The sequence below is a fragment of the Nostoc sp. PCC 7524 genome, assembly GCF_000316645.1.
Classification (GTDB): domain Bacteria; phylum Cyanobacteriota; class Cyanobacteriia; order Cyanobacteriales; family Nostocaceae; genus Trichormus.
Window position 1 is genome coordinate 102,033 of the sequence record NC_019684.1, and the last position, 23,368, is coordinate 125,400.

General features: G+C 41.4%; 21 protein-coding genes. 7 read left to right on the forward strand and 14 right to left on the reverse strand.

All coding sequences use genetic code 11. The features are described 5' to 3' along the window. Positions 1-8: 8 nt before the first annotated feature. Positions 9-4,064, reverse strand: a complete 4,056-nt coding sequence (locus NOS7524_RS30510) for a PAS domain-containing protein (protein ID WP_015136482.1) — start codon at positions 4,062-4,064, stop codon at positions 9-11. 365 nt (positions 4,065-4,429) lie between these two features. On the opposite strand from NOS7524_RS30510, the gene NOS7524_RS00435 reads away from it, so the two are divergent. Further along, positions 4,430-7,198, forward strand: a complete 2,769-nt coding sequence (locus tag NOS7524_RS00435) for a M16 family metallopeptidase (RefSeq protein WP_015136483.1) — start codon at positions 4,430-4,432, stop codon at positions 7,196-7,198. 180 nt (positions 7,199-7,378) lie between these two features. Here NOS7524_RS00435 and NOS7524_RS00440 read toward each other — a convergent pair whose 3' ends face one another. Further along, positions 7,379-8,230, reverse strand: a complete 852-nt coding sequence (locus tag NOS7524_RS00440) for a uroporphyrinogen-III synthase (protein ID WP_015136484.1) — start codon at positions 8,228-8,230, stop codon at positions 7,379-7,381. 87 nt (positions 8,231-8,317) lie between these two features. On the opposite strand from NOS7524_RS00440, the gene NOS7524_RS00445 reads away from it, so the two are divergent. From NOS7524_RS00445 to NOS7524_RS00455, 4 genes are all read left to right on the forward strand, one after another. Further along, a complete protein-coding gene (locus tag NOS7524_RS00445; protein WP_235622383.1) occupies positions 8,318-9,010 on the forward strand; it encodes an HAD family hydrolase in 693 nt (230 codons plus the stop codon). Positions 9,011-9,037: 27 nt separating this feature from the next. Continuing rightward, complete coding sequence (locus tag NOS7524_RS29775; protein WP_171815334.1) at positions 9,038-9,208, forward strand: hypothetical protein; 171 nt, start codon at positions 9,038-9,040, stop codon at positions 9,206-9,208. Between the two features lie 182 nt (positions 9,209-9,390). After that, the gene (locus NOS7524_RS00450) at positions 9,391-9,759 is read left to right on the forward strand and encodes a Crp/Fnr family transcriptional regulator (protein ID WP_015136486.1); all 369 of its coding nucleotides are present in this window, start codon (positions 9,391-9,393) and stop codon (positions 9,757-9,759) included. Between the two features lie 56 nt (positions 9,760-9,815). Then, entirely contained in the window at positions 9,816-10,052 is a 237-nt protein-coding gene (locus tag NOS7524_RS00455; protein ID WP_041555051.1) for a hypothetical protein, read from the forward strand. Positions 10,053-10,060: 8 nt separating this feature from the next. Here the strand turns inward: NOS7524_RS00455 and NOS7524_RS00460 are convergent, their stop codons facing one another. Then, positions 10,061-12,529, reverse strand: coding sequence for a BsuBI/PstI family type II restriction endonuclease (locus NOS7524_RS00460; protein ID WP_041555053.1), 2,469 nt, complete (start codon positions 12,527-12,529; stop codon positions 10,061-10,063). Between the two features lie 370 nt (positions 12,530-12,899). Here NOS7524_RS00460 and NOS7524_RS00465 point away from each other — a divergent pair, with 370 nt between their 5' ends. Then, positions 12,900-13,655 (forward strand): TspO/MBR family protein, encoded by a 756-nt coding sequence (locus tag NOS7524_RS00465; protein WP_015136488.1) that lies wholly within the window; start codon positions 12,900-12,902, stop codon positions 13,653-13,655. A gap of 156 nt (positions 13,656-13,811) precedes the next feature. Here NOS7524_RS00465 and NOS7524_RS00470 read toward each other — a convergent pair whose 3' ends face one another. The 11 genes from NOS7524_RS00470 to rimI form a co-directional block, all read right to left on the reverse strand. Continuing rightward, entirely contained in the window at positions 13,812-14,084 is a 273-nt protein-coding gene (locus NOS7524_RS00470; RefSeq protein WP_015136489.1) for a hypothetical protein, read from the reverse strand. Positions 14,085-14,135: 51 nt separating this feature from the next. Continuing rightward, positions 14,136-14,414: a DUF3349 domain-containing protein gene (locus NOS7524_RS00475; RefSeq protein ID WP_015136490.1), complete on the reverse strand. Its 279-nt coding sequence runs from the start codon at positions 14,412-14,414 to the stop codon at positions 14,136-14,138. Positions 14,415-14,461: 47 nt separating this feature from the next. Beyond that, the gene (locus NOS7524_RS00480; protein ID WP_015136491.1) at positions 14,462-14,680 is read right to left on the reverse strand and encodes a hypothetical protein; all 219 of its coding nucleotides are present in this window, start codon (positions 14,678-14,680) and stop codon (positions 14,462-14,464) included. A gap of 154 nt (positions 14,681-14,834) precedes the next feature. Further along, positions 14,835-15,389 (reverse strand): DUF6887 family protein, encoded by a 555-nt coding sequence (locus NOS7524_RS30515; RefSeq protein WP_015136492.1) that lies wholly within the window; start codon positions 15,387-15,389, stop codon positions 14,835-14,837. Continuing rightward, the gene (locus NOS7524_RS00490) at positions 15,386-15,580 is read right to left on the reverse strand and encodes a DUF6888 family protein (RefSeq protein WP_015136493.1); all 195 of its coding nucleotides are present in this window, start codon (positions 15,578-15,580) and stop codon (positions 15,386-15,388) included. The genes NOS7524_RS30515 and NOS7524_RS00490 overlap by 4 nt, the downstream gene beginning before the upstream one ends. A 221-nt stretch (positions 15,581-15,801) precedes the next feature. Beyond that, the gene (locus tag NOS7524_RS00495; RefSeq protein ID WP_015136494.1) at positions 15,802-17,043 is read right to left on the reverse strand and encodes a restriction endonuclease; all 1,242 of its coding nucleotides are present in this window, start codon (positions 17,041-17,043) and stop codon (positions 15,802-15,804) included. A gap of 105 nt (positions 17,044-17,148) precedes the next feature. Then, a complete protein-coding gene (locus NOS7524_RS00500; protein ID WP_051039217.1) occupies positions 17,149-17,376 on the reverse strand; it encodes a hypothetical protein in 228 nt (75 codons plus the stop codon). Between the two features lie 40 nt (positions 17,377-17,416). Further along, the gene (locus tag NOS7524_RS00505; RefSeq protein WP_015136496.1) at positions 17,417-17,716 is read right to left on the reverse strand and encodes a DUF3349 domain-containing protein; all 300 of its coding nucleotides are present in this window, start codon (positions 17,714-17,716) and stop codon (positions 17,417-17,419) included. A gap of 2 nt (positions 17,717-17,718) precedes the next feature. Then, positions 17,719-18,123: a DUF1308 domain-containing protein gene (locus tag NOS7524_RS00510; protein ID WP_015136497.1), complete on the reverse strand. Its 405-nt coding sequence runs from the start codon at positions 18,121-18,123 to the stop codon at positions 17,719-17,721. 122 nt (positions 18,124-18,245) lie between these two features. After that, positions 18,246-20,717 carry an ATP-dependent Clp protease ATP-binding subunit gene (locus NOS7524_RS00515; RefSeq protein ID WP_041555480.1) on the reverse strand — a complete coding sequence of 824 codons (2,472 nt, stop codon included), beginning with the start codon at positions 20,715-20,717 and terminating at the stop codon, positions 18,246-18,248. A 584-nt stretch (positions 20,718-21,301) separates the two neighbouring features. Further along, positions 21,302-21,850 carry a ribosomal protein S18-alanine N-acetyltransferase gene (gene rimI / locus NOS7524_RS00520; protein WP_041555481.1) on the reverse strand — a complete coding sequence of 183 codons (549 nt, stop codon included), beginning with the start codon at positions 21,848-21,850 and terminating at the stop codon, positions 21,302-21,304. A gap of 96 nt (positions 21,851-21,946) precedes the next feature. On the opposite strand from rimI, the gene lysA reads away from it, so the two are divergent. Further along, on the forward strand, positions 21,947-23,350 hold the full coding sequence (gene lysA / locus NOS7524_RS00525; protein WP_015136500.1) for a diaminopimelate decarboxylase: 1,404 nt from the start codon (positions 21,947-21,949) through the stop codon (positions 23,348-23,350). The last annotated feature ends 18 nt before the right edge of the window (positions 23,351-23,368 follow it).

Sequence of the window (23,368 nt, forward strand, 5' to 3'; positions counted from 1 at the left end):
AATCTCCACTACCTCGTTAAAAGTTTTTGAATTGTTGCTATGAGCTGTTTGAGTTTTACAGGTTTAGTTAAATATTCATTAGCTCCGGCTGCGAGGCAATTTTCGCGATCGCCTGGCATGGCTAGTGCCGTTAATGCAATGATCGGAATATCGACAAATTGCTGATCATCCCGAATCCGGCGGATGGCTGTCAATCCGTCCATTTCCGGCATCTGAATATCCATCACAATTAAATCGGGATGTTGAGCCTGAACCTGTTCAATGGCTTGTTGTCCATTCTTGGCGATCGCCAGTCGATATCCTCGACTTTCCAGATAACCACATATTGTATTGATATTAGCTTGATTGTCTTCTGCTAGTAAAATTAAAGGAGATACCAAAGTGGGTTTTGCGACTACATTGATGGCAGCTGATGCAGTACCAGCAGGATATTGTAGTTGGTTGAGAGTTGTCCGTAATTGAGCGCGGGTAATAGGTTTCACCAGATATGCAAATGCCCCCTCAGCAAGTCCTTTGATGCGCTCATCCACAACTGAAATGATCACAACTGGAATTTCTTTGGTTTGAGGGTTGAGCTGGAGTTGCTTCAGCACTTCCCAACCTGATACGTTTGGTAGTTGCAGATCCAAAATAACTAGCGCCGGCCGGACACGCATTACTTCTTCTACTGCTCCTTCACCCATTGCATAGATGACAGATTGCATTCCCATGTCACTGAGGTAGCGACTAATCTGATCAGCCGCAGCCGTCGAATCTTCGATCATCAACACTGGTGCATTCTCAGCCAGTGCGTAATGTTTGGGCAATTGAGCAATTACCTGCCTTGTGGGAACATCATCACTGGTAAGGTAGGGAATGCGGACAGTAAAACAACTACCTTGTCCAACCTGACTGGTAACTGAGACTGTTCCCCCATGTAAAGCAGTGATTCGTTGTACCAGAGCCAAACCTAAACCTGTGCCATTGTACTGGCGGTTAAGGCTGCTGTCGAGCTGAATGAAAGGCTGAAATAATTTGCCAATATCTTCAGGGGCGATACCAATGCCGGTGTCACTGACACAGAAGTTAATGTGAGGGTAGGGGGAACAGAGGACAGGGAGAGACAAGGAAGAATTTACTTCCTCTACACCCTCCGAAGTTCCGAGCGGAGGCTTCCTCCGCTCGGACTTCTCTCTGCTCCCTCTGCCCTCCCCTACTTCCTCCAGCCAAACCTGGAGCTTCACCGCACCTCCTTCTGGGGTGAACTTGACGGCGTTGCTTAATAGATTGATCAGTACCTGACGCAGACGGCGATCGTCGGCTTGGATACTGCCCAGATGATCAGGAATGTCAGTAATCAGGCGAATATTTTTTTTCAATGCCATCTGTTTGATAAAGACGAGACTGGTATTACACAGACCTTTGATCGGAATGTCACTCAGTTGTAGTTCCAGTTTGCCTGATTCAATTTTGGATAAGTCCAGAATGTCATTGATCAGTTCTAGGAGGTGTCTACCACTGCGTTCGATGGTGGCGATCGCTTTTGCTTGCTGTTCATTGATCGCACCAAACACACCTTCCTCAAACCCCTCAGACATACCTAGAATGGCATTGAGTGGTGTTCGTAATTCATGGCTCATATTAGCCAGAAATTCATCTTTGAGGCGAGTAGCACGGGCTAGTTCGGCGTTGGCATTGGCTAATTGCTCATTTGTTTGTCGCAGTTGTTCTTCAGCTTGTTTGCGCTCGTGTAGTGCCGCTTGTTGTTCGCTGATGTCAGTCACTCGTACTAAATTCATGGTACGACCAGCTATAGTAATGGGCTTGGCGGCAATGTTGCCCCAGAAAACCTTGCCTTGACGAGTCACATATTCAATTTCTTGACTCCAAAATCCTTTCGTCTGCATTTGTGCAACGATGGCAGCTATCTCTTCTGGAGAGAATTGGCGGTGCTGGAGTGAATGCCCTTCAATGCCCAGCAGTTCAGCTTTGTTAGCCGCCTCAAATAATTCTACTGCTCGCCGATTACAATCGAGAGTGAGTAGTGTTGCCGGATCAACCAGAAACAAAGCATCGGTAGATTCGTTGAAAATTATCTCCCGCAAATCCCTGTGACGGATCAATTCTTGTTCAGCTTGTTGGCGATCGCGTAGCGCCACTTGCTGTTCGCTAATGTCAAAGTTGACTCCAATCATCTGTAGAGGTTGGCCTTGCTGGTCACAATTGAGTAGACCATAGGCTTTGATGTAACGAATTTCTCCACTCGGTAGAATGATGCGGAACTCGACGTTGTATTCTTGTTTGTTTTGCAGAACTTGCTGGATATTTGCCAAAATATGATCGCGGTCATCGGGGTGCAGGCAGTTTAACCATGTATCAAAAGTACAGTCAAAATTTTCGTGGCTCACTCCATACAATTCGTACATCCGCTCATCCCAAATTTGTCTGGCTTGGACAAAATCGTATTCCCAAATTCCAAACCCCCCGGAACGGATGGCTAAGGTTAAACGTTGGGAGAGTTGATGCAGCTGTTCCTCTGCTTGTTTGCGCTGTGTGATATCCGTGAGTGTGCCAACATAGCCCATAATTTTGCCATTGGAGTCAGTTTCGGGTACTATGTGGCAGTAAAACCAGTTAATGCTACCATCTGGAAGTAAATGTCTGCCTTCACTTTGATAGAGTTCTGGTTGGCTGAATCCCCGTTGCGACCATTGCATGAGAACACAATGGCGATGTTCTGGGTGCAAAGTTTCTACCCATCCCATACCCAAGGCTGCCTGAGTTGGTCTACCTGTCATCTCGCTCCAACGCTCGTTGACGTAAACACAATTCCCCTCAGTATCTAAACGGAAAATAGCAACGGGAGCGGCTTCCGTCAATGTCGCATAGCGGTGTTCGCTCTCTCTCAAGGCTGATTCTACTTGCTTACGCTCGGTAATATCATAGTTAATTCCAACCATCCGTTGTGCTTCACCCTGCTGATTGCGTTGCACAAGAGCCGAAGCATGGATATAGCGAATACTATGATCGGGTCGCACAATGCGAAATTCTACATCAAATTCCCGCTTTCCTTGTATCGCATCCTGAAGGGCAGTTTCTGTTTCTGTGCGATCATCGGGATGGAGGGCATTGAGCCAATCTTGATATGTGGCAGGAGCAACAGACCGTTGTAAATCATATAATTCATACATCCGGTCATCCCAGTATGCTTCATGGATCATATCCCAGTCCCAAGTGCCAATATCAGCTGACTTGAGTGCCAATGTCAATCGATCTGAGAGGTTTCTCAGATGTTGTTCGGTTTGTTTGCGCTCGGTAATGTCAAGGATAATACCGATCAACTGGATTGCCTGGCCATCGGCATCTAGTATCACTTCGCCCCGTGATAGTACATAACGTAAACTCTGATCTGGGCGATAACAACGATACTCTAGCTCATAACATAGCCCTTGAGCGATCGCTTGCTGCATCACAAAGTCTTGTTGATGGCGATCATCTGGATGTATGCGCTCTAGCATCTCGTTGTAAGTGGGCGTACCAGACTCAGGATTGCGTCCAAAAATGCGAAAAACTTCTTCTGACCAAATCATCTCTTGGGTTAGCAAATTCAGTTCCCAGCTACCTAGATGAGCAATTCTTTGGGCCGCAGCGAGGTTAGCTGCGTTTTTGTGGAGTTGGGCTTCTATCTGTTTTTGCTGCGTAATGTCTTTGGCAATACCCACACCGCCAATTATCTCTCCTGCGTCATTGCATAAGGGTTTAACCGAGAGAGAGACAGGAAAGCGGGAGCCATCTTTACGAATGAAAGTCCATTCATCTTTGTGGTTAACTGATTGGGTTGTGACGATAAAGTCTTTACCTGGGGCAATTTCTCTACCTAGGGCTTGCGAAAGTGTTTGTGCCTGTTGCTTAAGTTCCTCCGGGTCGTGGAAGATTAGAGGAGTGACATGATTAACAACTTCCTCGGCCGCATAACCCAACATCTTCTGGGCGGCTGGGTTAAAGGTTTGAATTATCCCCTCGGAGTTGGTAGCAATGATTGCATAATCGGTACATTCTAGGATGGCTTGTTGCAGATTCATCATGTTAAGGGAGTGTTTACTCTTTTACTTTCTTCAACAATCCACTGCTAGAGTTGAGTCTGTAGTGGTAGATCATTGAGCAACTCATAGCAACTTCTACATCAAAGAGCCAATATCTACTATTCTAGTTCACACTGAGAGCCTAGTTATAAAATGTACCAGTAAAGAGATAAAGTTACTGTAAATTAGACATCTTCAGAAATTTATGATGCTTTACCTGAAATCTCTGTAGAGACGTAGCAGTGGTACGTCTCTACATATTGAAGAATTTAATTAAGACGATTGAGGCGATCGCTCGCTAAACTGAATGAACTATTAACCCTACTTTCTATTTCCCGGTTTGATACCTTAAGAAGTGTAAAACACTTATGAAACTCCGCCTATATATGATTTTAGGTTTTTTTCTCAGCCTCCTGTTGAGTATTTTACCTGTGGCGGGTAATTTAACAATTGCAGCCACACCCACACCCACTGTTACACCCGTGTCTGGTTTGTCTTTTACTCAAGGAGTGCAGAAAACAGTATTAGATAACGGTTTAACCGTACTCACTAAGGAAGTGCATACTGCGCCAGTGGTGAGTGTGCAGGTTTGGTATAAAGTTGGCTCTAGAAATGAAGTCAAGGGAGAAAACGGCATTTCCCACCAGCTTGAGCATTTGATGTTTAAGGGAACAAAAGACCGTCCGGTACAGTTTGGTAGGTTGTTTAGTGCTTTGGGTAGTCAGTTTAATGCTTTCACTAGCTACGACGAAACCGCTTACTTCGGCACGGTGGAACAAGACAAACTAGAAGCACTGCTAACCCTAGAAGCAGACCGCATGGCCAATGCTTTGATTGAGTCGGAACAATTAACCAGTGAAAAACGGGTAGTGATCTCTGAGTTGCAGGGATATGAAAACTCTCCTGATTATCGTTTAAGTCGGGCGGTGATGCGAGCGGCTTTTCCTAACCGCGCCTATGGTTTGCCTGTGGGTGGGACAAAAACCGATGTGGAACAATTCACACTGGAACAGGTGAGGAATTACTATCAAAAATACTACACTCCAGATAATGCCACTTTGGTAATTACAGGGGATTTTGCCACAGAACCGACGCTGCAAGTGGTGCAAGAAACTTTTGGGAAATTGTCCAGGAGAGTTAGAGAGGACAAGGGGGACAAGGGGGACAAGGTAGTAAATACTGCTAGTACAGGACCCATAGTTTTGAAGGAACCTGGAAGTGCGGCATTATTGCAAGCTGTGTATCCCTTGCCTGATATCAATCATCCTGATGTCCCGGCAATTGATGTGATGGATGCTATCTTGACAGGTGGGCGCAGTTCTAGGCTTTATCAGGCTTTGGTGGAATCTGGTCTGGCTAGTTCTGTGAGTGCTAGCGCATTAGAATTAATTGAACCGGGTTGGTATGAAATTAATGCGACAGCAGCACCAGGGCAGAAGCTAGAAAAAATTACTCAGGTATTGCAAACATCTTTATCACAACTACAACAGCAGCCAGTTTCCCCAGTCGAATTGAATCGAGCTAAAACCCAACTGCAAGCCTCATTTGTACTGGGTAATCAAGATATTACCAGCCAAGCCAATCAATTAGGATACAGCCAAACCATAGCCGGGGATTATCACTATATTGAGAAGTATTTAGCAGCGATCGCTAATGTCACTCCAGCTGATATTCAAAGAGTAGCGAAAACCTATCTTAATCCTGCTAAACAAACCATTGGCTATTTTGAACCGACTCAAATCGATGGTCAAGGTGAAACCGCTAGTGCTGGTTCTGGGCGCACTGTAGAAAACTTCGACCCCGGTCAACCTTTAGACCCCGCACAATTGGCTAAATATCTACCACCTACGACCACATCTACAGACAGCAATAAACAATCTCTACCACAACAGTTTTCTCTCACCAATGGTTTGCGGGTGCTGCTATTACCTGACCATAATGTTCCCACAGTTAACTTGAGTGGACAAATTGATGCGGGAAGTGAGTTTGATGGTAATCAAAAAGCGGGACTAGCAAATCTCACTGCGACTAATTTAATGAATGGAACGCAGACACAAGATGCCCTCACCTTGGCGCAAACTTTAGAAGACAGAGGCGCTAGTTTAAGTTTTGGCGCAGGCCGTGAGGGAGTGACTATCGGTGGTCAAGGGTTATCAGCAAATCTGCCGATATTAATTCAAACACTGGCTGATGTCTTGCAAAATGCCTCCTTCCCCAAGGATCAACTAGAATTAAGTCGTCAACGAGCCTTAAGCACCCTGAAAGCTCAACTAGATGATCCTAGAAGTTTAGGGAGACGGGTATTCCAGCAGGTAATTTACCCAAAAAATCACCCGTTCTACAGTTTCCCAACGGCGGAGAGTTTAACAAGTATTACTCGGAATGATGTTGTGCGTTTCTATCGCAACCATTACCGACCTGATACAACAACACTAGCTTTAGTAGGTGACTTTGACCCAGTACAGGTGAAGGATTTACTGAATCAGTCCCTCGGTAAATGGCAAGCTATTGGTCAACCGCCTACCCTCAAATTAACATCGGTGTCATTACCGCCAAGTTTGACTCGTATTAATCAAGTGATTCCTGGTAAAGCTGAGGCTGTGACTTACATTGGTTACAATGGGATTTCTCGCAAAGATCCCCGTTATTATGCAGCTTTGGTACTGAATCAGATTTTGGGTGGTGATACCTTATCTAGCCGCTTAGGTACAGAAGTACGCGATCGCCTGGGTTTGACCTATGGTATTTACAGTGGGTTTGCGGCTGGGGTAAATCCTGGCCCATTCTTGATTCAAATGCAGACTGCACCCCAAGATGCTGATCAAGCGATCGCTAGCACTTTAGCATTACTCAAACAGTTACGCCAGCAAGGTGTCACCGAAGCAGAATTAAACACTGCCAAACGCTCAATTGCTAACAGCTATCCTGTAGATTTAGCTAATCCTAGTAATGTCTCCAGCATCATTTTAGATAATGCTGTGTTGGGGCTATCACCAGCAGAAATTCGGGAATTTCCCCAGCGCATTCAGTCAGTCACGATGAATGATCTGCAACAGGCAATTCAAGACTTCATTCAGCCAGAAAATCTAGTAATTGTCACAGCCGGCCCAGGAAATGCAGTATCTAAAGACCGTTAATACTATTCACAACTAACAATATACCCGACTTCTTAAAAAGTCGGGTATATTTTATTTTCACGAAAATATAAAGTTTTGTGTTTTTGTATCTCCACATAAATTTGCTAAAGATTGCTCAATGAATTATCCTCATGATGAAGTTTTACAAGTAATTAACGATTACACCAGCATGACTATTTCTTATTGAAGTATAAGTTTATTACTCACACAAGCGATCGCCTGGACAAATCCCTCAAATGAACTGAAATCTGTTGACACAATATCAACTTTTATACCCATCTGTTGGGCATTAGCAGCTGTATAAGGGCCAAAACAAGCTATAAGACAATTCTCTAAATCATTATTGGATTCAACCATTGTTAATAAACTGGTGATTTCTGCTGTACTACTAAAGGCGATGACATCAATCATGCCTTGACGAATTAAATTTAATTCTAATTGGTAGATATTTTTATCTAAACATTGAGTTATATATGTAGATATCCGAGTGACTTGCATTCCCAATTTTTGCAAATCTGCTACTAAGTTAGGAACTACATTTGGTTCAGGTATACCTATAACTTCGGGAGCAGGTACTAAAACTTTTTTGCCACTAATTCCAGGTATTTGAGATAGTTCAGTCACAATTCCCACCGGGCTAGATTCTTTGGGAATCACATCAACTTTGCCACAGTAAGATAATAAAATATCTGCATCTTTACCCAATGCACATAATTGGCTATTTTGCAATTTTGATATAGAAATATTTAAATCATACATCCGTTCAAAAAAAGCAATAATGCCATTTCTACTGGTAAAAGTAATCCAGTCAAATTGATCTACGGATTTCAGAGTCTGATCTAAATCTGTATAGTTGGATAAATAACAAGTCTCTATAGTAGGCATGAGAATTGGCAATCCACCTTGAGAAATAATTTGTGCAGATAACCGAGAAGCATAATTTCTAGGAGCTGTCACTAGGATTCTTTTGCCATATAAAGGTAGTTGGCATGATGCAGTTAGCAAGTCAGTTTTTCTGGATTCAGAGTGCATAATTAAGTCAAAATTTTCTGATTATTAAATGCCACAGGTATTGTCACCAATGAAAGGCATAATTACATAATTAAGTGTTGTCCAACTGTGAATAGAGGATTGAGTGTGCTACCAGATATCCGAGCCGCAATTTTTGATATGGATGGCTTGCTGTTTGATACAGAAAGCATTGCTCGCTGGGCTTGGAAACAAGCCTTAGCCAGTCATGGCTATATGATGAGCGACGATTTTTATAAGGAGTTTGTCGGGCGTGATTTATTTTGGCGGGAAAAAATACTCAAACAAAGATATGGTAATAACTTTCCTTTCGATGCGATAACAACACAACGGATTGAAATAGGCGATCGCCGAGAATTGCAAGAAGGTTTACCATTAAAAACTGGTGTCTTAGATTTACTCTATCAGCTCAATCATTTGGGCATAGTCGTTGCCTTAGCCACAGGTACATCCCGCAGTCGTACCATTCGCCGCTTAACTAACGCCGGCATTCTGCACTACTTTACTACTATTGTCACAAGTGAAGATGTGGCTGAGGGTAAACCTGCACCAGATATATATTTAGAAGCCAGTCGCAGAATTAATGTTGCACCTGTGCAGTGTGTGGTTTTTGAAGACTCATGTGTTGGTATAGAAGCAGCATTTAGCGCCGGGATGTACCCTATTATGGTTCCCGACATAGAACAACCATCTCCAGAAATCAGGTGTTTGGCTTTCCAAGTGTTGGACTCTTTAGAGCAAGCCAGTGATTTATTAAAACAGAGGTTAGGGGTTAGAAGTTAAGAATTGAGGATTGGGGAAACTTATTTTGTGCTGAAAATCTATGAGGCGATCGCGCGAAGTATCTTGGCGATCGCTTTCTGTATGGGTGCTAGTAAGAGCGTCGCAGAAAATGAAGCGTTGATTAATTCAGAAGTTTTGCAGAAGTTACCCCAACCTCGCGGTCGGGGCTACTTTTGCTACACCCCTTGCACAATATAAATAATACCAGTGTTCATCACTCTATGGTTGCCAAATTGGCAAAAACTTGTTTTTCGGGAAGTGATTAATGATATTTTGCATGGGGACGCTTACTTTAGGGGAAGTAGTATACTTGACTCGGCTTTTAGATCAGCAATCTAAAAGTTTCACTGACATCTAGAGAATTTTGCAGAAGGTGTTTTATGTTAAGTCCTGTGGTTACAATTGGCATCTTTCAAAAACAACCTGTCCATCAAAAGTTTTCAGCAGGTGAAGTCATCTTCGAGCAAGGACAGCCTGGTGAATATATGTACGGTATTTTAGAAGGAAAATTAGATATATCTGTCAATGGTAAAATTGTGGAAACCATTGAGGCAGGTGAAGTATTTGGTGTTGGTGTATTGGTAGGGGTAAACAACAGAACCTATACTGCGATCGCTCAAACTGATTGTACACTCACTTACTTAGATGATAAAAGGTTTCTCTTTGCTGTCCAAGAAACACCTATGTTTGCCCTCATGGTGATCAAAAATTATTCAGAACGCTTAACTCGGTTGCAGCATTTGCTCTAAGAGACTAATAAAGTAAATCTTAAGTAGCGTGTGTTATGCCTTCAGCCTAACGCACCATGTTATGTGGCGGTGCATTAGGCGCTTTAATCCTGGAGTTGAGACTCAGCAAGAAGAAATTACCCAGCAAGGCTGAGTTGAAAAAAACTAGAGCGGCGAAGTTTGCTAGAGAATTAGTTTCTCAAGAGTTGGGAAGTAAGCTTCAGGATTTCGACGGAATCGAAGTTTTTCAATGCGATGAAGTTGATGATGGTGTAAATCAGAGCGTAATTGTAGGTAAACCTTCAACCTCGTAACAATTCTCTTAGTCTTCATAAGGGCCAAGGAATCTTTCCCCGTTGAAATGAATCATGTGATCCGGTTGATCTGCTACCCAAACTTCTGTTTCCCAAGAAATCTCAGCCAGATATCGAGTCATTTCCTTACGACTGGGGAAAGCAGTAACAAAAACTAATCCCTTGCGACTGGAATGAAATAGCTGCCTTAATTCGTTGCGACGTTTCAAGTTGACAGGCCCATGACTAGTCACAGCTTCTACCAATACCAGCCAGTCTTGTTGCTCATAATAAACTACAACGTCTGGCATTTTACCGTGAGGATCTAATTCAATCCCCAGTTCTCGGAATTTTTGAGTTTCATTAATGATGAACTTATCTCCCGCATCGCCTACATAGAGAACAAAACCTCCAGGCGTAAATCTGGGACAAAAATTTTCCAAAATTGCTTTGATCAGAATATTTTGTCCACCTGATGATAATTGAATAGCTTGACCGTCAGGCAAACTTACGGGAATTATTGGTATGTTGCGATTCCTATCCTGCAATAAATTTGTGATTGTCACAGCATAATTGCGACGAGCCTCTTCCCAATGCTCCGAGCCATAAGATTGAAGAAGTGACAATGCTGGCTGATGAAGTTGATAACACCATTTTGGGCTGTTAATTGGTCGATCTGGTCGGTCTGGATTCTCAATAACTATGCCCATCTGTACAAACTGGTGCATCGTCTGCCGTCGAACCGTTTCGCGTGTATTCGGTGCGTATTGTTTACCGTAGTAATCACGAAACCAATCCATCATTTCTGTGATTCTGCGTCTTGGTGCTGTGCCTTGATGCCAAGGTGTTTCCGGTTGAATGTCTGCCAAAGCGAGTAAGCATAGTGCCGATCGCTCGTTCTGTTGCGCTTTGGGGGCAGAAATATCTTTAAGAATTGCCAAAGCTTCCTCAATCCGTTTACTAGCCTGAATCGCATTTATGGCTTCACTCATAATTGACAAAGTTTCATGTACAACCTGATCCAGTTGTTCCTGATCAAAGTAAGAATCACTAATCTGGCTTCCTAGTCGAATTAAATCATCTTTGCTAGGGTATTTGATTCTACGTAAATCCGTTGCATTAACCTGTGTGTGTCCACTAAACTGCCGGAAGTAACTATCAAATAAAGTTGAATTGAGGAATGCAGCTAAACCTCGTGCTAGATCAGGGTTCATTCCCTGACCTTGAGCATGGTAGTAATTGAGGTGATTTTCTATACCTATTGCTGGTGCATCTAAAGGAGAACAAACAGCAGCAACAACACGGCGTTTTTCCTCTTTAGCAGAAAAACGCTTTGTCAAAACGTAACAACCCGATGGAACTAACCATTTTCTTGTTTCTGGGTTTTGTTCAATGGCGATCGCCTTACGAGGATTGTGGGGTGGAAATGTAACTTTCCCTACCTTGATAGCTTCTGGGTAAAGCAGGGGAACACTTTGCTGATCTAAGCAAGTTCTCAAAGCTGATTTGAGACGAAAATCGACAACTGGCCCCGTTGAAACTTCTAAACCAATTTCATCCAAAGTAGATGAGAATTTATTCATTTGCACTCTCAAAGCATCTTCAAGAGAGTTGGTCACAATATAAATCAAACTCTCAGTATCATTGGCTTCTATTACATCTCTATAAGGAACATATCTTAATTCTGAAAATTCATCTAACTCGCTTTCATAGCTACGTGTAATTTCTACATAATCAGGCTGATTTCTAGTTTTAACTGCATGAAAAACAATATTTTCTTGTAAGACATTATCTTCTCTAAAAGCTGCTGAACGACTTTCAAAAATATGAATTTTTTGCAGCCCCATTTTTGCTAACAAAGCCTGACGAAAATGACGAAAATAAGCACCATTACAAAAACTCCTGGGCGTAATTGCAACTATCTCTCCGTATTCAGCCAGATGTAATAAAGTCAGCCAAACAAACGCGCTATAGAGATTTACAGTTTCAATTCCCAGGCTGGAAAGTATTTTTCGTTCGACTGATTGACTGTTAATTTTCTTATAAGGCGGATTGATAATTGCGTGAGTAAAACTAATGGATGAGTTAGTAATAAGCGGCAAATTAATATCAGCAAAAGACTTGATAAAGCTTTCTTTATGTAAGCTGTAATTTGCTTTAATTCCTCTGTTTTCTAGAGCTAAACAGCATTCCGTAAGACATTGATCCAAAGAAGACAGAAAAGCTGATTCAACTTCATACGCTGTTATCAAGCAGCTTTCAACCTTGTTGGGACTTGCCAATATTCGCTCTACAAATGCAGCCGTTAATGCACCAACTCCGGCTCCGGGATCTAGAAGACTGAGATGACCAGATAGACTACTGAATTGTTTTGCCATAAAACGAGCAACTGGGGCAGGAGTGAAAAATTGTCCCAATTCACTACGCTGCTTTAAATCCAGTATTGACGAGAAATAAATTCTGTTAATCTCAGTAGAATCTGTCAGGAACATAGTCATGCTGTTAATTTAGTCTCAAAGATAAAGAAATACCATATATTTGCATCTTAGTATAAACAGGACGGCGTAAATAATTAAAGGGTTGTAGAGTAATAAATTTAGTCCTAAAAAAAGCTAGAGTCGCTTACTACAAAATCAATCTCTTAAACTAAAAACGGGCGCTCCCACCAAAATTGCTTTCTCCACTTCTTCAGAAATTGAAAATAAAATCTCAATATTTTTATCTGCTTCTTGTGCTGGAGGGTTTGCTAGATTTTCTAAATACCGCACTAGGTAGGAGTAGATAATCTCATCGGAATAGCCTGATGTATTGCACTATCATATAATGGGGTATTGTTAATCGTTACAAACTACTTGTAATATCTTAATTATGAATCAGTCCAACAATAGTGGAATACTAGAACAGTTTGTTAACACAGTCATGGGTGTAAAAACTGGTAATCAACAACAGTCTCCCAATACATCAATAGCTACTACACAAGAACTAGATGTTAGAGCAGTTTTAGTTTATAAACTAGGAACTATTCTCCAAATAGGAGTGATGATTCTTGTATTACTGGGAATGGAAAAATTGGTTATTTTGATTGATAGCAATTCTTCACTTCCCAGTTGGTTTAGTACCTTAGCAACTGGATTATTTTTTGCTCTATTAAGTATCCGTTCAAGAATTTTTTCTCTGTTAGATAATACCCGTTCTCGTCAGACTTATGACCAGGTAATCAGACCAAGATGGTCTCCTCCACCTTTAGTATTTCCCATAGTTTGGATGATCATTGCCGTTTTGCGGGTAATTTCTTCTGTATTAATTTGGCAGGAAATGAATCACCAATTGTTAGTTCTGCCTTTCATTTTGTTTGTCATACATTTAGCTGTAGGTGATACTTGGAATACGATTTTTACCGTAGAACGCAGATTAGGTGCTGCTGTGCCTGTCGTGATTTTAGGCCCTTGGTTATCAGCTATAGTAGTGACGGCAGTTTATTGGCAAACTAATCCTCTAGCGGGAATGATTTTATCATTTTCTTGTGTCTGGCTAACTGTAGCTGCTGTCTTAGTATTGAGAATTTGGCAATTAAATGGATCTGAGCCGTTGTATCCTTTAAAGCTAACACCTGTGGAGAAATAAATACTCAAAACTCACCGTAATCAGGTTTTGTGTTAAACATTCAACAAATATTAAAATTGGTAGGGAATAATTAATTCTCTACCAATTAATTTATAAAGTTAAAAACATAATCTAGTGCTGTTATCTATGACTATAACTTTTTGATAATACCAGTTATTACCGATAATCACGCTCCAGATCACCACAGAAAGAAACAGCAACTTTATAACCAATGCGAATTCCAAAAAGTCGAGCAAATCTGTTTTTATTTTGCAGATATTTTGCTGATTCTATTCCTATTTTATCAACGGCATATTCACCTGTTTCTATGTCGATAATTACCATTTTGCCGATGTTATCTTCGGTTTCTACTTGTTGACGAATGTTATTTTCATATAATTCTTTGGCACGTTTAGCAACTTCTTCGCTACTGAGGAGAATGGCTTGCATTTTGCTAATCCCTTTTCGTCATTATTTATGGGTCTTGATTACAAGTATAGTTTATTCCTTCTCAAGCCATTGCTCGTAACCACACACCAGCAATCTTTCCTTTACATTAGCCATAGCATCACGCTTGAGAACATCTATTGATTGCAACCAATATACATCATTAAGTACCACACTGTAATCTTTACCACTACAGTAAGCTACAACTTCAGCTAAGTTTCTATCTGACATTCCCTCACTGAGTAATGATAAAAGCGGTAAATAAGCTTGTGGTTCTATGCCATTGGGGAAAGCACACTGAATTAATTTATATGTACTTTGTAGATGTATCATAATAGTGATTTGTATTATTAACTAGCCGTGAGTAGTATTACAATTAGCTAGTAGTAAAGTAAATCTCCTATCTCTAATTCTTGCCACTCTTTATCTTGTTGGTAATGTAGTAACATTTGCTCTGCTTGTTCTGCTAGTATGCGCCGCCTTTCTTCTAATGGCAATTTCATAAACTCGCGTCGGTTTATGCTTTGAGGTTTTACAGCGATGTCTATTGTTTCTAGTTGTGTATTATCTCTCTGAGTAGTAAATTTTGATGTTTCCATAAATTAACAGTAATTGCCGACTTGTGTTGATGGTAGCTTATCAAAATATTTTGTGCGATCGCACTACCCCACTAACAGCGATACCTAACAGTCAGCTAACACAGATCATGCACTCAAAACTGATTAACCTAGCTTCAGAAATTTTTATGTCATATCATAAGGTTGTCTCATGAGAAAAAATAAAGACTTCTGCTGATGTATTCGGCCAAATAAATAAATTTTGCTTTTCGATATCTAAATCAATAGCAACTGCCTCTATTTGATTGGGAAATCCATCTTGGTCTTTGTATTGAACTAATGTAGTGAATTGTCCAATTTCTAAACGTGGTTCAACAATTTTTAATTGCACTGGTGGGGTAAGTTGAATTGCTTCCCAAATACCAGTTTCTTTATCAATTTCCATTCCAGTAATGTGATATATCGTAACGCTTTTGTTATTTAACTGACTCCACCATTGACTAATTGCTTGAAATTCAACGCTGTTTTCTACTGTTTTGTCACAGTACCAACGAATAGCAGTTGAACTATCTTTGATTGCCTTTTTAACTTTGTCTTCCCAATTATCATCATTTATATCTAAACTGATCATTCTTCCTTCAGACTTTGAACGATCAATATACACATGAAAAGCTGTAATATCTTCTCGATGGGTAAGAACATAGCGGCGTAATTCATTCAAGCTCATTGCTTGGTACTTAGTTGTTGTCATGGTTCAAAGCCTCCGGTTGGTTTAATCTCGAAGTCCATATCTTCTCCAGCCGCAAGTACATATAAATTGCCAGTACGTTCATCTACTCTAACAAGTTCGATGCTTTTGCATTGCCATCCAGGATAAATGACATTTGTTAGTCGATAACACAGTCTGTAGAGTCCCTGGGTTTGTTCGTTTGTAGGCTTCATGTCCTTTGGGCAGGATATTATTATTGAGTATAAAAATACTTTAGTGACTTTAAGTGTCAAAATTAACAGTAATTGCTGACTTGTGTTGATCGTAGCTTATCAAAATGTTGCGTGCGATCGCACTACCCCACAAACAGCAATACCTACTAGCGTGGCAAGGCTAAAATAGTGCGATAGTACAAAAGTGGAAAACATTGATTTATCTCAATTACATCTAATATTTAACGCAAACCGAACTCTGCTACAAGAGCGGGATTGGAAGCGAGGATACTTTCAAGATTAGTTTCTGCCCATAGCTCGATTGTTATACAAGAATCAGATTGGTTATGTCTTTCAACCCAACTAACAGCGTCAGCAGTGAAGCGTCCTGTTGTAGCAATGACCAAAATATCTACTCTTGGTGGTTCCCAAAGTTTTATCTGATCTTTTACTGTACTAATGTCTGAAAGATTAACACCTTTACTAAGCCAATGTTTGCACTGAATAATCATTCTTTTACGACTGACACCACCCAATCTATCTTGATTGACTCTATAACAAGACAAATCTCGACCACGATCTGGGGCATTTGGGTGCATGAGCCATTCAACATTCTCATAATTTTCTTCAGAAGAAACTAAATTAAATATCAAACGTTCAAAGTTTTCAGCAGAAAGATTATTCCAATTTAATTTAGTTATTACATGACCAGAAGGTTTTGATGCCACAAGTTCACCTAAGTCTTCAATATTTACTGGAATCGGCTCTTCTGAGGTATATAAATATTGTGTAATTCCTAATTTTACGGATGGCCAATCAAAAAGAATAATATCTTTTAAATCATTAATTTGTGCGTAAGAAATATGACGTTGCATATCATACCAACGTTTAGGACGAGACATACCGCTACCTAGCAATACATCTATTTGTTTTATAATATTGCAAAATGTCTGCCAATCTGGGTCATCAATTTTTTCCTTTGTTATTTTTTGCCATCTATCAACATCTTCTTCATTGTCAAAATCAATTTCATCCTCATAATCAATAGGATGATTTTTTTGAAGATTATTTAGTAATTGTTCTATTTCATTGCACAATTTCAAAAGTTGATTGTAAATAAGTTGTCTTCGCTTTTGATTAAAGCGAAATCTGTATTCTCGTAGTTCTTTACCAGGCTTTTCAATTTCAAGTTCTACTGATATACGAGCCATTGGAGCATCAACTCCAATTTCTAGTGCATTCAGACGATCTTGCGCTATCTGGTGAAGGTCACAAGGTAGTGAATTTGGTTTCCAACCATCAATTGATGGTAGGCTTTTAAGTATATGTTTATATGAACGACAAGCATCTTCATAAATAGGATTTGAACTAAATACAATGCCACTAGGTAAATTTTTTGTTAACTTATTCCAGAGCTTTTCAAGCTTAATTAAATTTGCTTCTACTGCTTCAAATCTACGCAGTGATTCATCTAATGAACTCATAAAACAGCAAAAATAAATTGATGAATATATTATAACTACTTAATTATGTTAAATAATATCAATATCATTTGATACAATCTTATCTCTTAAGTTATTAAAAATAATTCATGCTAATTCCGTAGATAAAAGCCTACCTTCTACTGGTTCATACTCATCTTCTAGTAACCATAACTTAGCAGCTTCATAATTATTACTAGAAAATACAACCTTATCATCCTGTTTTGGATCATAAATTTGACAGTTTTCCTCACTGTCGCACAGCAATAAAAGAATGTATGGCGGTGATAACATCGAATCGATCCATACTTCTGTAAATTCCCAGTTATTCGTCATCAATTCCATCTTCAGCTAAAACAGGAATAATCCACATTAATCATGAGGATAATTCGTCAATCCAATCCTGATAACCACAACTAAGTAAAACTTTTTTTAAATTATTAATAGCTTCAGTTTTGGGAATAGTAATTGACTGTACTCGATATACGTCATTGAGTACCAAACTGTAATCTTTACCAACGTAATAGGCGATAACTTCTGCTAAATTTCTATCTGACATCTCCTCACTGAGTACGGCTAAAAGTGGTTCATAATTTTCTGCTTCGATACCATCAGGAAACGCGCATTTGATTAATTTATAGGTACTTTGTAGATGAGGTGGAATAGTTATTTGCATGATTAATTACCAGTTAACGGAAAAGGTGGATGAATGTATACAAGAAAATCTACACCTTGAGCAGAAGCGGCTCTCACAGCTTTTGCATCTGCTGTTGTGGTCACAATACCTAATTGATCACCTGTCCCTAAAATAATAATATCGCTAATTCCTAACTTTCTTGTTGGTTGTAAGTTTAACGCTCTAGGTGATGGGTTATCAGGAATCATAGTTACTCTTTGTAAAAATCTCCTAGCTCTGGTCTGTTCTGATAGCCCACCAATAGTTTTCACTATATTAGTGAACTCATCAAAAGCAGTTTGATTCATTACCATTTCCTGATCATTTATATATTGTCGCAATAAATAACGGACAGAAGAATCTTCAGCGATAAAAGCTACAGCCGTTCCAGTATCTAGATTAATCATGATTAATTATGTATAGACTTTGTAACAGCCTAGCCATAACCGACAACAAAACAAAAACGGTAGAGCAATTAACACTCTACCGTTTTCTAATTTTTATTTGAGAATCAAATCCCAAACTTTAACTAAGACTCAACGCCTTGGGGTAACAACTCCCGACGCTGTTGAGAGCTAACTTGGACATTCCCATTCTCATCAACATCAACTAAGGCGACATCGCCATCTTTGATGCGACCAGACAGAATTTCTTCCGCCAAGCTATCTTCTAACAAGCGCATGATTGCACGGCGTAATGGTCTTGCACCGTAGCTGGGAGAGTAACCTTCTTGGATGAGGCGGTCTTTGAAGCGATCGCTAACTTCTAAGGTTATACCTTTTTCTGTCAAGCGACCAAATACTTCCTTGAGCATGATGTCCGCAATTTCGGTAACTTCAAGCTTGCTCAACTGACGGAAGACGATAATTTCATCTAGACGGTTGAGGAACTCAGGACGGAAGTATTGTTTGAGTTCTTCGTTGACCAAGTTCTTAATCCGGTTGTATTGAGATTCGCTTTGGTCTTCGCCAAACTCGAAACCGATACCACCGCCACCTTTTTCAATTACCTTAGAACCGATGTTGGAGGTCAAAATCAGCAAGGTGTTCTTGAAGTCAACGGTGCGTCCTTTCGCATCTGTTAACCGACCGTCTTCTAAAATTTGCAGCAGCATATTGAAGACATCGGGGTGCGCTTTTTCGATTTCGTCGAACAGCACGACAGTGTAAGGACGACGGCGTACAGCTTCGGTTAATTGTCCACCTTCGTTATAACCAACGTAACCTGGAGGCGAACCGATCAATTTGCTGACGGTGTGGCGTTCCATGTACTCGGACATATCCAAGCGGATCATTGCTTCTTCTGAACCGAAGAAGTAAGAAGCCAAGGATTTCGCCAATTCGGTTTTACCTACACCAGTCGGCCCGGAGAAGATAAAGCTAGCAATGGGTCGATTGGGATTCTTCAAACCGACACGCGCCCGGCGAATGGCGCGGGAAACTGCTTTGACTGCATCTTCTTGACCGATGAGTCGCTGATGCAAGGTGTCTTCCATGTGCAGCAGTTTCTCAGATTCGGATTCGGTGAGTTTGTTCACCGGTACGCCTGTCCAGGAAGCGACGATGTGGGCGATGTCTTCTTCTGTAACTACAGGTTCTACACCGTCACCGCTTGCACCGTTAGCTTTGCTTTGAGCGATCGCACGGATTTCGGCTTTGATTTCCATTTCCCGATCGCGCAGTTCCCCAGCTCTGTCAAAGTCTTGGGAACGGACAGCATCATCTTTTTCTTTTAAGATTTGGCGCAGTTCTTTATCTAACTCTTTGGCTGCGGGGGGTAGTTGAGAGTTAATTAACCGCACACGAGAACCAGCCTCATCAATCAAGTCGATGGCTTTGTCTGGCAGATAGCGATCGCTAATATAACGATCAGATAATTTTGCCGCCGCCACTAAAGCTTCATCGGAGATTTTCAGTTTGTGGTGTTGCTCGTAGCGATCGCGCAAACCATATAAAATTTCTATTGTTTCATCGACGGAAGGCTCACCTACCATCACTGGTTGGAAGCGGCGTTCTAGTGCTGCGTCCCGTTCAATGTGCTTGCGGTACTCATCCAAGGTTGTTGCGCCGATGCACTGCAATTCGCCTCTGGCCAAAGCTGGCTTGAGGATATTCGCCGCATCAATCGCCCCTTCGGCTGCACCTGCACCAATGAGGGTGTGTACTTCGTCTATTACCAGAATTACATTACCCGCTTGTCGAATCTCATCCATGATTTTCTTCAAGCGTTCTTCAAATTCACCCCGGTATTTAGTACCCGCAACCAGCAAGCCGATATCTAAGGTGACAACACGCTTATCTTCTAGGATGTCGGGGACATCTTTATTAGCGATGCGTGATGCTAGACCTTCGGCGATCGCGGTTTTACCAACCCCAGGTTCACCAATTAATACTGGATTATTTTTTGTCCGGCGACCCAATATTTGGATTACCCGCTCAATTTCCTTGGCACGTCCCACCACAGGATCGAGCTTGTTATCCGTGGCCATTTGGGTCAGGTTCGAGCCAAATTCATCCAAAGTTGGTGTTTTGGTGCGCCCAGATGAACCGGTCGCTGAAACCTCGGCGGTTTCTCCCAACATCCGAATGACTTGAGTTCTGACCTTAGATAGATCCACCCCCAGGTTTTCTAGCACCCTGGCTGCCACACCTTCCCCTTCCCGGATCAGGCCCAACAGCAGATGCTCGGTGCCAATGTAGTTATGCCCTAATTGGCGCGCTTCTTCTAGGGATAGTTCCAGAACCCGCTTTGCCCGTGGCGTAAACGGAATTTCCACGGCCACAAAGCCCGAACCCCGGCCTATGATTTTTTCTACCTCAATGCGGGCATCTTTGAGATTGACACCCATCGATTTCAGCACCTTGGCCGCAACTCCCGTGCCTTCCCCAATCAGACCCAGGAGGATCTGCTCGGTTCCAACGAAGTTGTGACCTAAACGGCGGGCCTCTTCTTGGGCCAGCATGATTACCTTAATGGCTTTTTCTGTGAAGCGTTCAAACATGGCATTTTTCCCATCACCTGCGTCGTGCCGGTACGCTGATTTTAGCACAGGCTCAGGTTTGGGATGCCTGTATAAAGAGAATAAACATCCAGGAACCATCACCCAAGTTGATGGAACCATTTTTATTTTTTTATTACTGTTTGCCTAGCTGTTGTACTGAGGAGTTTGAATTTATCAGCTTTTTTAAGCTTAATTACATACAACAGTCTGTTTAATTGCTAATTTGATTTAACACTCACAAATATTTATTATTAGCACAGATAGACCCCAAAAATCAATATTTTTGGGAAAAGAATATATTATTCAAAACGATTTAAATTTTAAAATTAAATATTCTGATGATTCAAAATTTGTAAAAATAGATTTTTTCTCATTAGGTTGGGATGCTACCAAGCTGAAAAATTAAGCTCTAGCAGGTATCCCCAAGGGTAGAGTCTGGCAATAATTGCTAATCATCTTGTTGAGTGGTTAATCAAACAGCAATTAACCAAAAACTAATACACAGGTTTATTCTTAAGTAATTATCATGGACTGCGTACACCAGCACGCAGAGTAGAAATCATCGGTAGTCATCAGCAGCGAAATTAGATCAGCAAATCCCACGAAGATTTTTGCAGATGAGAATAGATCATGGTCTGCCAGTGCTGCAATTTTTCCGGAAATGAGCGATCTTGTAAATCCGAAAGCCACAAAATTAAAGCATCTTCGCCGTTATCTTGGTAATAACGTCGCCGCCTGCCAGCTGTTTTGAAGCCAAATTTTTGATATAAAGATATTGCTGCTAAGTTAGAAGCTCGGACTTCCAGGGTAGCTCGCTCCAAACCGCGATCGCTAGCTGTTTTGAGCAGGAAATATAGTAAAGCCTGCCCCAAACCTCGGCGGTGATATTGGGGATGAACTGCCACAATAGTAATGTGGGCTTCCTCTAAAATTGACCAAAAGCACCCCATGCCTAGCAATTTACGGCTGGAGTGAGGGGCAAATATTCCCAGTAAATCACTATTAGGACTATCTAACTCCCGTTGGTAGCCCTCCATAGTCCACAGCCCACCAAAACAGGCTTGATCCAGTTCCAGGATTACGCTTAAATCCTCTGAAGTCAAAGATTTAAATTTTAAGTTAGAAGATAAAATCACTTTTATTGGGATAAGGTTACAAACCCTTTGTAAACTGGGATCGGGGTACTAACTCACGCCCGTAATTTAAACAAGGACAACTTATATATAGTTATGGTATCAACTCACCCTGCTGAGGTTCAAAATACTGGGACTCAGTATTTACCTCAAAGGCGCAACCCAAGTACAAATATTTCGCCCAACCAGGAACTTTTACCTTTAACTGCCAAAGTTAATAGTGATGACAACCTGGAAATCGGTGGGTGTGATGTCACAACTCTAGTTCAGCAGTTTGGTTCACCTCTATATATATTAGATGAAGCCACCCTGCGAACAGCTTGTCAACAGTACCGAGATAGCTTTCAAAAATATTATCAGGGTGCATCTCAGGTACTTTACGCTTCCAAAGCCTGGAATTGTTTAGCTGTTGGTGCGATCGTCGCTTCCGAAGGGTTAGGAATTGATGTAGTTTCTGGGGGTGAACTCTACACCGCCCTGATTGCTGGTGTTAGTCCTGAAAAAATTTACCTCCACGGCAATAATAAATCCCGTGAAGAACTGACTTTAGCAATTGAATCTGGTGTCACCATTGTGGTGGATAACTGGTATGAATTGCGTACCTTGGTGGAGATGTTGCAGGCTATGTCTTTGCCATCAACCCGGATTATGTTGCGCTTGACACCGGGAATTGAATGTCATACCCACGAATACATCCGCACCGGACACCTAGATAGTAAGTTTGGCTTTGATCCCAACGATTTGGGCGAGGTGTTTGAGTTTGTTAGTCAGCAAGCAACTTTAAACTGTGTAGGCTTACACGCTCATATTGGTTCGCAAATTTTCGAGCGTCAACCCCACCAGGATTTAGCGGCTGTGATGGTGCAGTGGCTCAAGGATGCAGCTAAGTATGGTTTGAACGTCACCGAATTAAATGTTGGTGGTGGTTTGGGGATTAAATATGTAGAATCTGATGATCCCCCTAGCATTGAAGAGTGGGTGAAGGCGATTTGTGAAGTGGTGCAAACAGCCTGTGCAGCCGAAAATCTGCCTCTACCCAAGTTACTTTCTGAACCTGGGCGATCGCTAATTGCCCCAGCCTGTGTGACTGCCTACACTATCGGCTCATCCAAAACCATACCAGAAATTCGTACCTACATCGCTATTGATGGCGGTATGTCCGACAATCCCCGTCCCATTACCTACCAGTCAGTTTATCGAGCAGTCGTTGCTAATAAGTTGTCTGCACCCATTACAGAAACAGTTACCATTGCTGGTAAGCATTGTGAATCAGGGGATATTTTAATCAAAAATGCCCAACTACCCAAAACAGAAGCTGGGGATGTTCTCGTAGTTATGGGAACTGGTGCGTACAATTACAGTATGGCATCCAACTATAACCGCTTACCCCGCCCGGCAGCAGTTGTAGTGGCAAACGGCGAAGCAAACTTAATTTTGCAACGCGAAACATATCAAGATTTAATTCGACAAGACTGCTTACCAGAAAGATTAAAAAGTTAGTCATGAGTTCTTGGTCAT

Bases quoted from the DNA above. Each gene is read 5' to 3' on its own strand.
- NOS7524_RS00475 (WP_015136490.1), bottom strand. From the start codon at position 14,414: ATGATACATCTACAAAGTACATATAAATTAATTCAGTGTGCTTTCCCC.
- NOS7524_RS00470 (WP_015136489.1), bottom strand. From the start codon at position 14,084: ATGCAAGCCATTCTCCTCAGTAGCGAAGAAGTTGCTAAACGTGCCAAA.
- NOS7524_RS00455 (WP_041555051.1), top strand. From the start codon at position 9,816: ATGTTATGTGGCGGTGCATTAGGCGCTTTAATCCTGGAGTTGAGACTC.
- NOS7524_RS30510 (WP_015136482.1), bottom strand. From the start codon at position 4,064: ATGATGAATCTGCAACAAGCCATCCTAGAATGTACCGATTATGCAATC.
- lysA (WP_015136500.1), top strand. From the start codon at position 21,947: ATGGTATCAACTCACCCTGCTGAGGTTCAAAATACTGGGACTCAGTAT.
- NOS7524_RS00435 (WP_015136483.1), top strand. From the start codon at position 4,430: ATGAAACTCCGCCTATATATGATTTTAGGTTTTTTTCTCAGCCTCCTG.
- NOS7524_RS00495 (WP_015136494.1), bottom strand. From the start codon at position 17,043: ATGAGTTCATTAGATGAATCACTGCGTAGATTTGAAGCAGTAGAAGCA.
- NOS7524_RS00440 (WP_015136484.1), bottom strand. From the start codon at position 8,230: ATGCACTCTGAATCCAGAAAAACTGACTTGCTAACTGCATCATGCCAA.
- NOS7524_RS30515 (WP_015136492.1), bottom strand. From the start codon at position 15,389: ATGACAACAACTAAGTACCAAGCAATGAGCTTGAATGAATTACGCCGC.
- NOS7524_RS00460 (WP_041555053.1), bottom strand. From the start codon at position 12,529: ATGACTATGTTCCTGACAGATTCTACTGAGATTAACAGAATTTATTTC.
- NOS7524_RS00515 (WP_041555480.1), bottom strand. From the start codon at position 20,717: ATGTTTGAACGCTTCACAGAAAAAGCCATTAAGGTAATCATGCTGGCC.
- NOS7524_RS00510 (WP_015136497.1), bottom strand. From the start codon at position 18,123: ATGATTAATCTAGATACTGGAACGGCTGTAGCTTTTATCGCTGAAGAT.
- NOS7524_RS00465 (WP_015136488.1), top strand. From the start codon at position 12,900: ATGAATCAGTCCAACAATAGTGGAATACTAGAACAGTTTGTTAACACA.
- NOS7524_RS00500 (WP_051039217.1), bottom strand. From the start codon at position 17,376: ATGACGAATAACTGGGAATTTACAGAAGTATGGATCGATTCGATGTTA.
- NOS7524_RS00480 (WP_015136491.1), bottom strand. From the start codon at position 14,680: ATGGAAACATCAAAATTTACTACTCAGAGAGATAATACACAACTAGAA.
- NOS7524_RS00505 (WP_015136496.1), bottom strand. From the start codon at position 17,716: ATGCAAATAACTATTCCACCTCATCTACAAAGTACCTATAAATTAATC.
- NOS7524_RS00450 (WP_015136486.1), top strand. From the start codon at position 9,391: ATGTTAAGTCCTGTGGTTACAATTGGCATCTTTCAAAAACAACCTGTC.
- NOS7524_RS00490 (WP_015136493.1), bottom strand. From the start codon at position 15,580: ATGAAGCCTACAAACGAACAAACCCAGGGACTCTACAGACTGTGTTAT.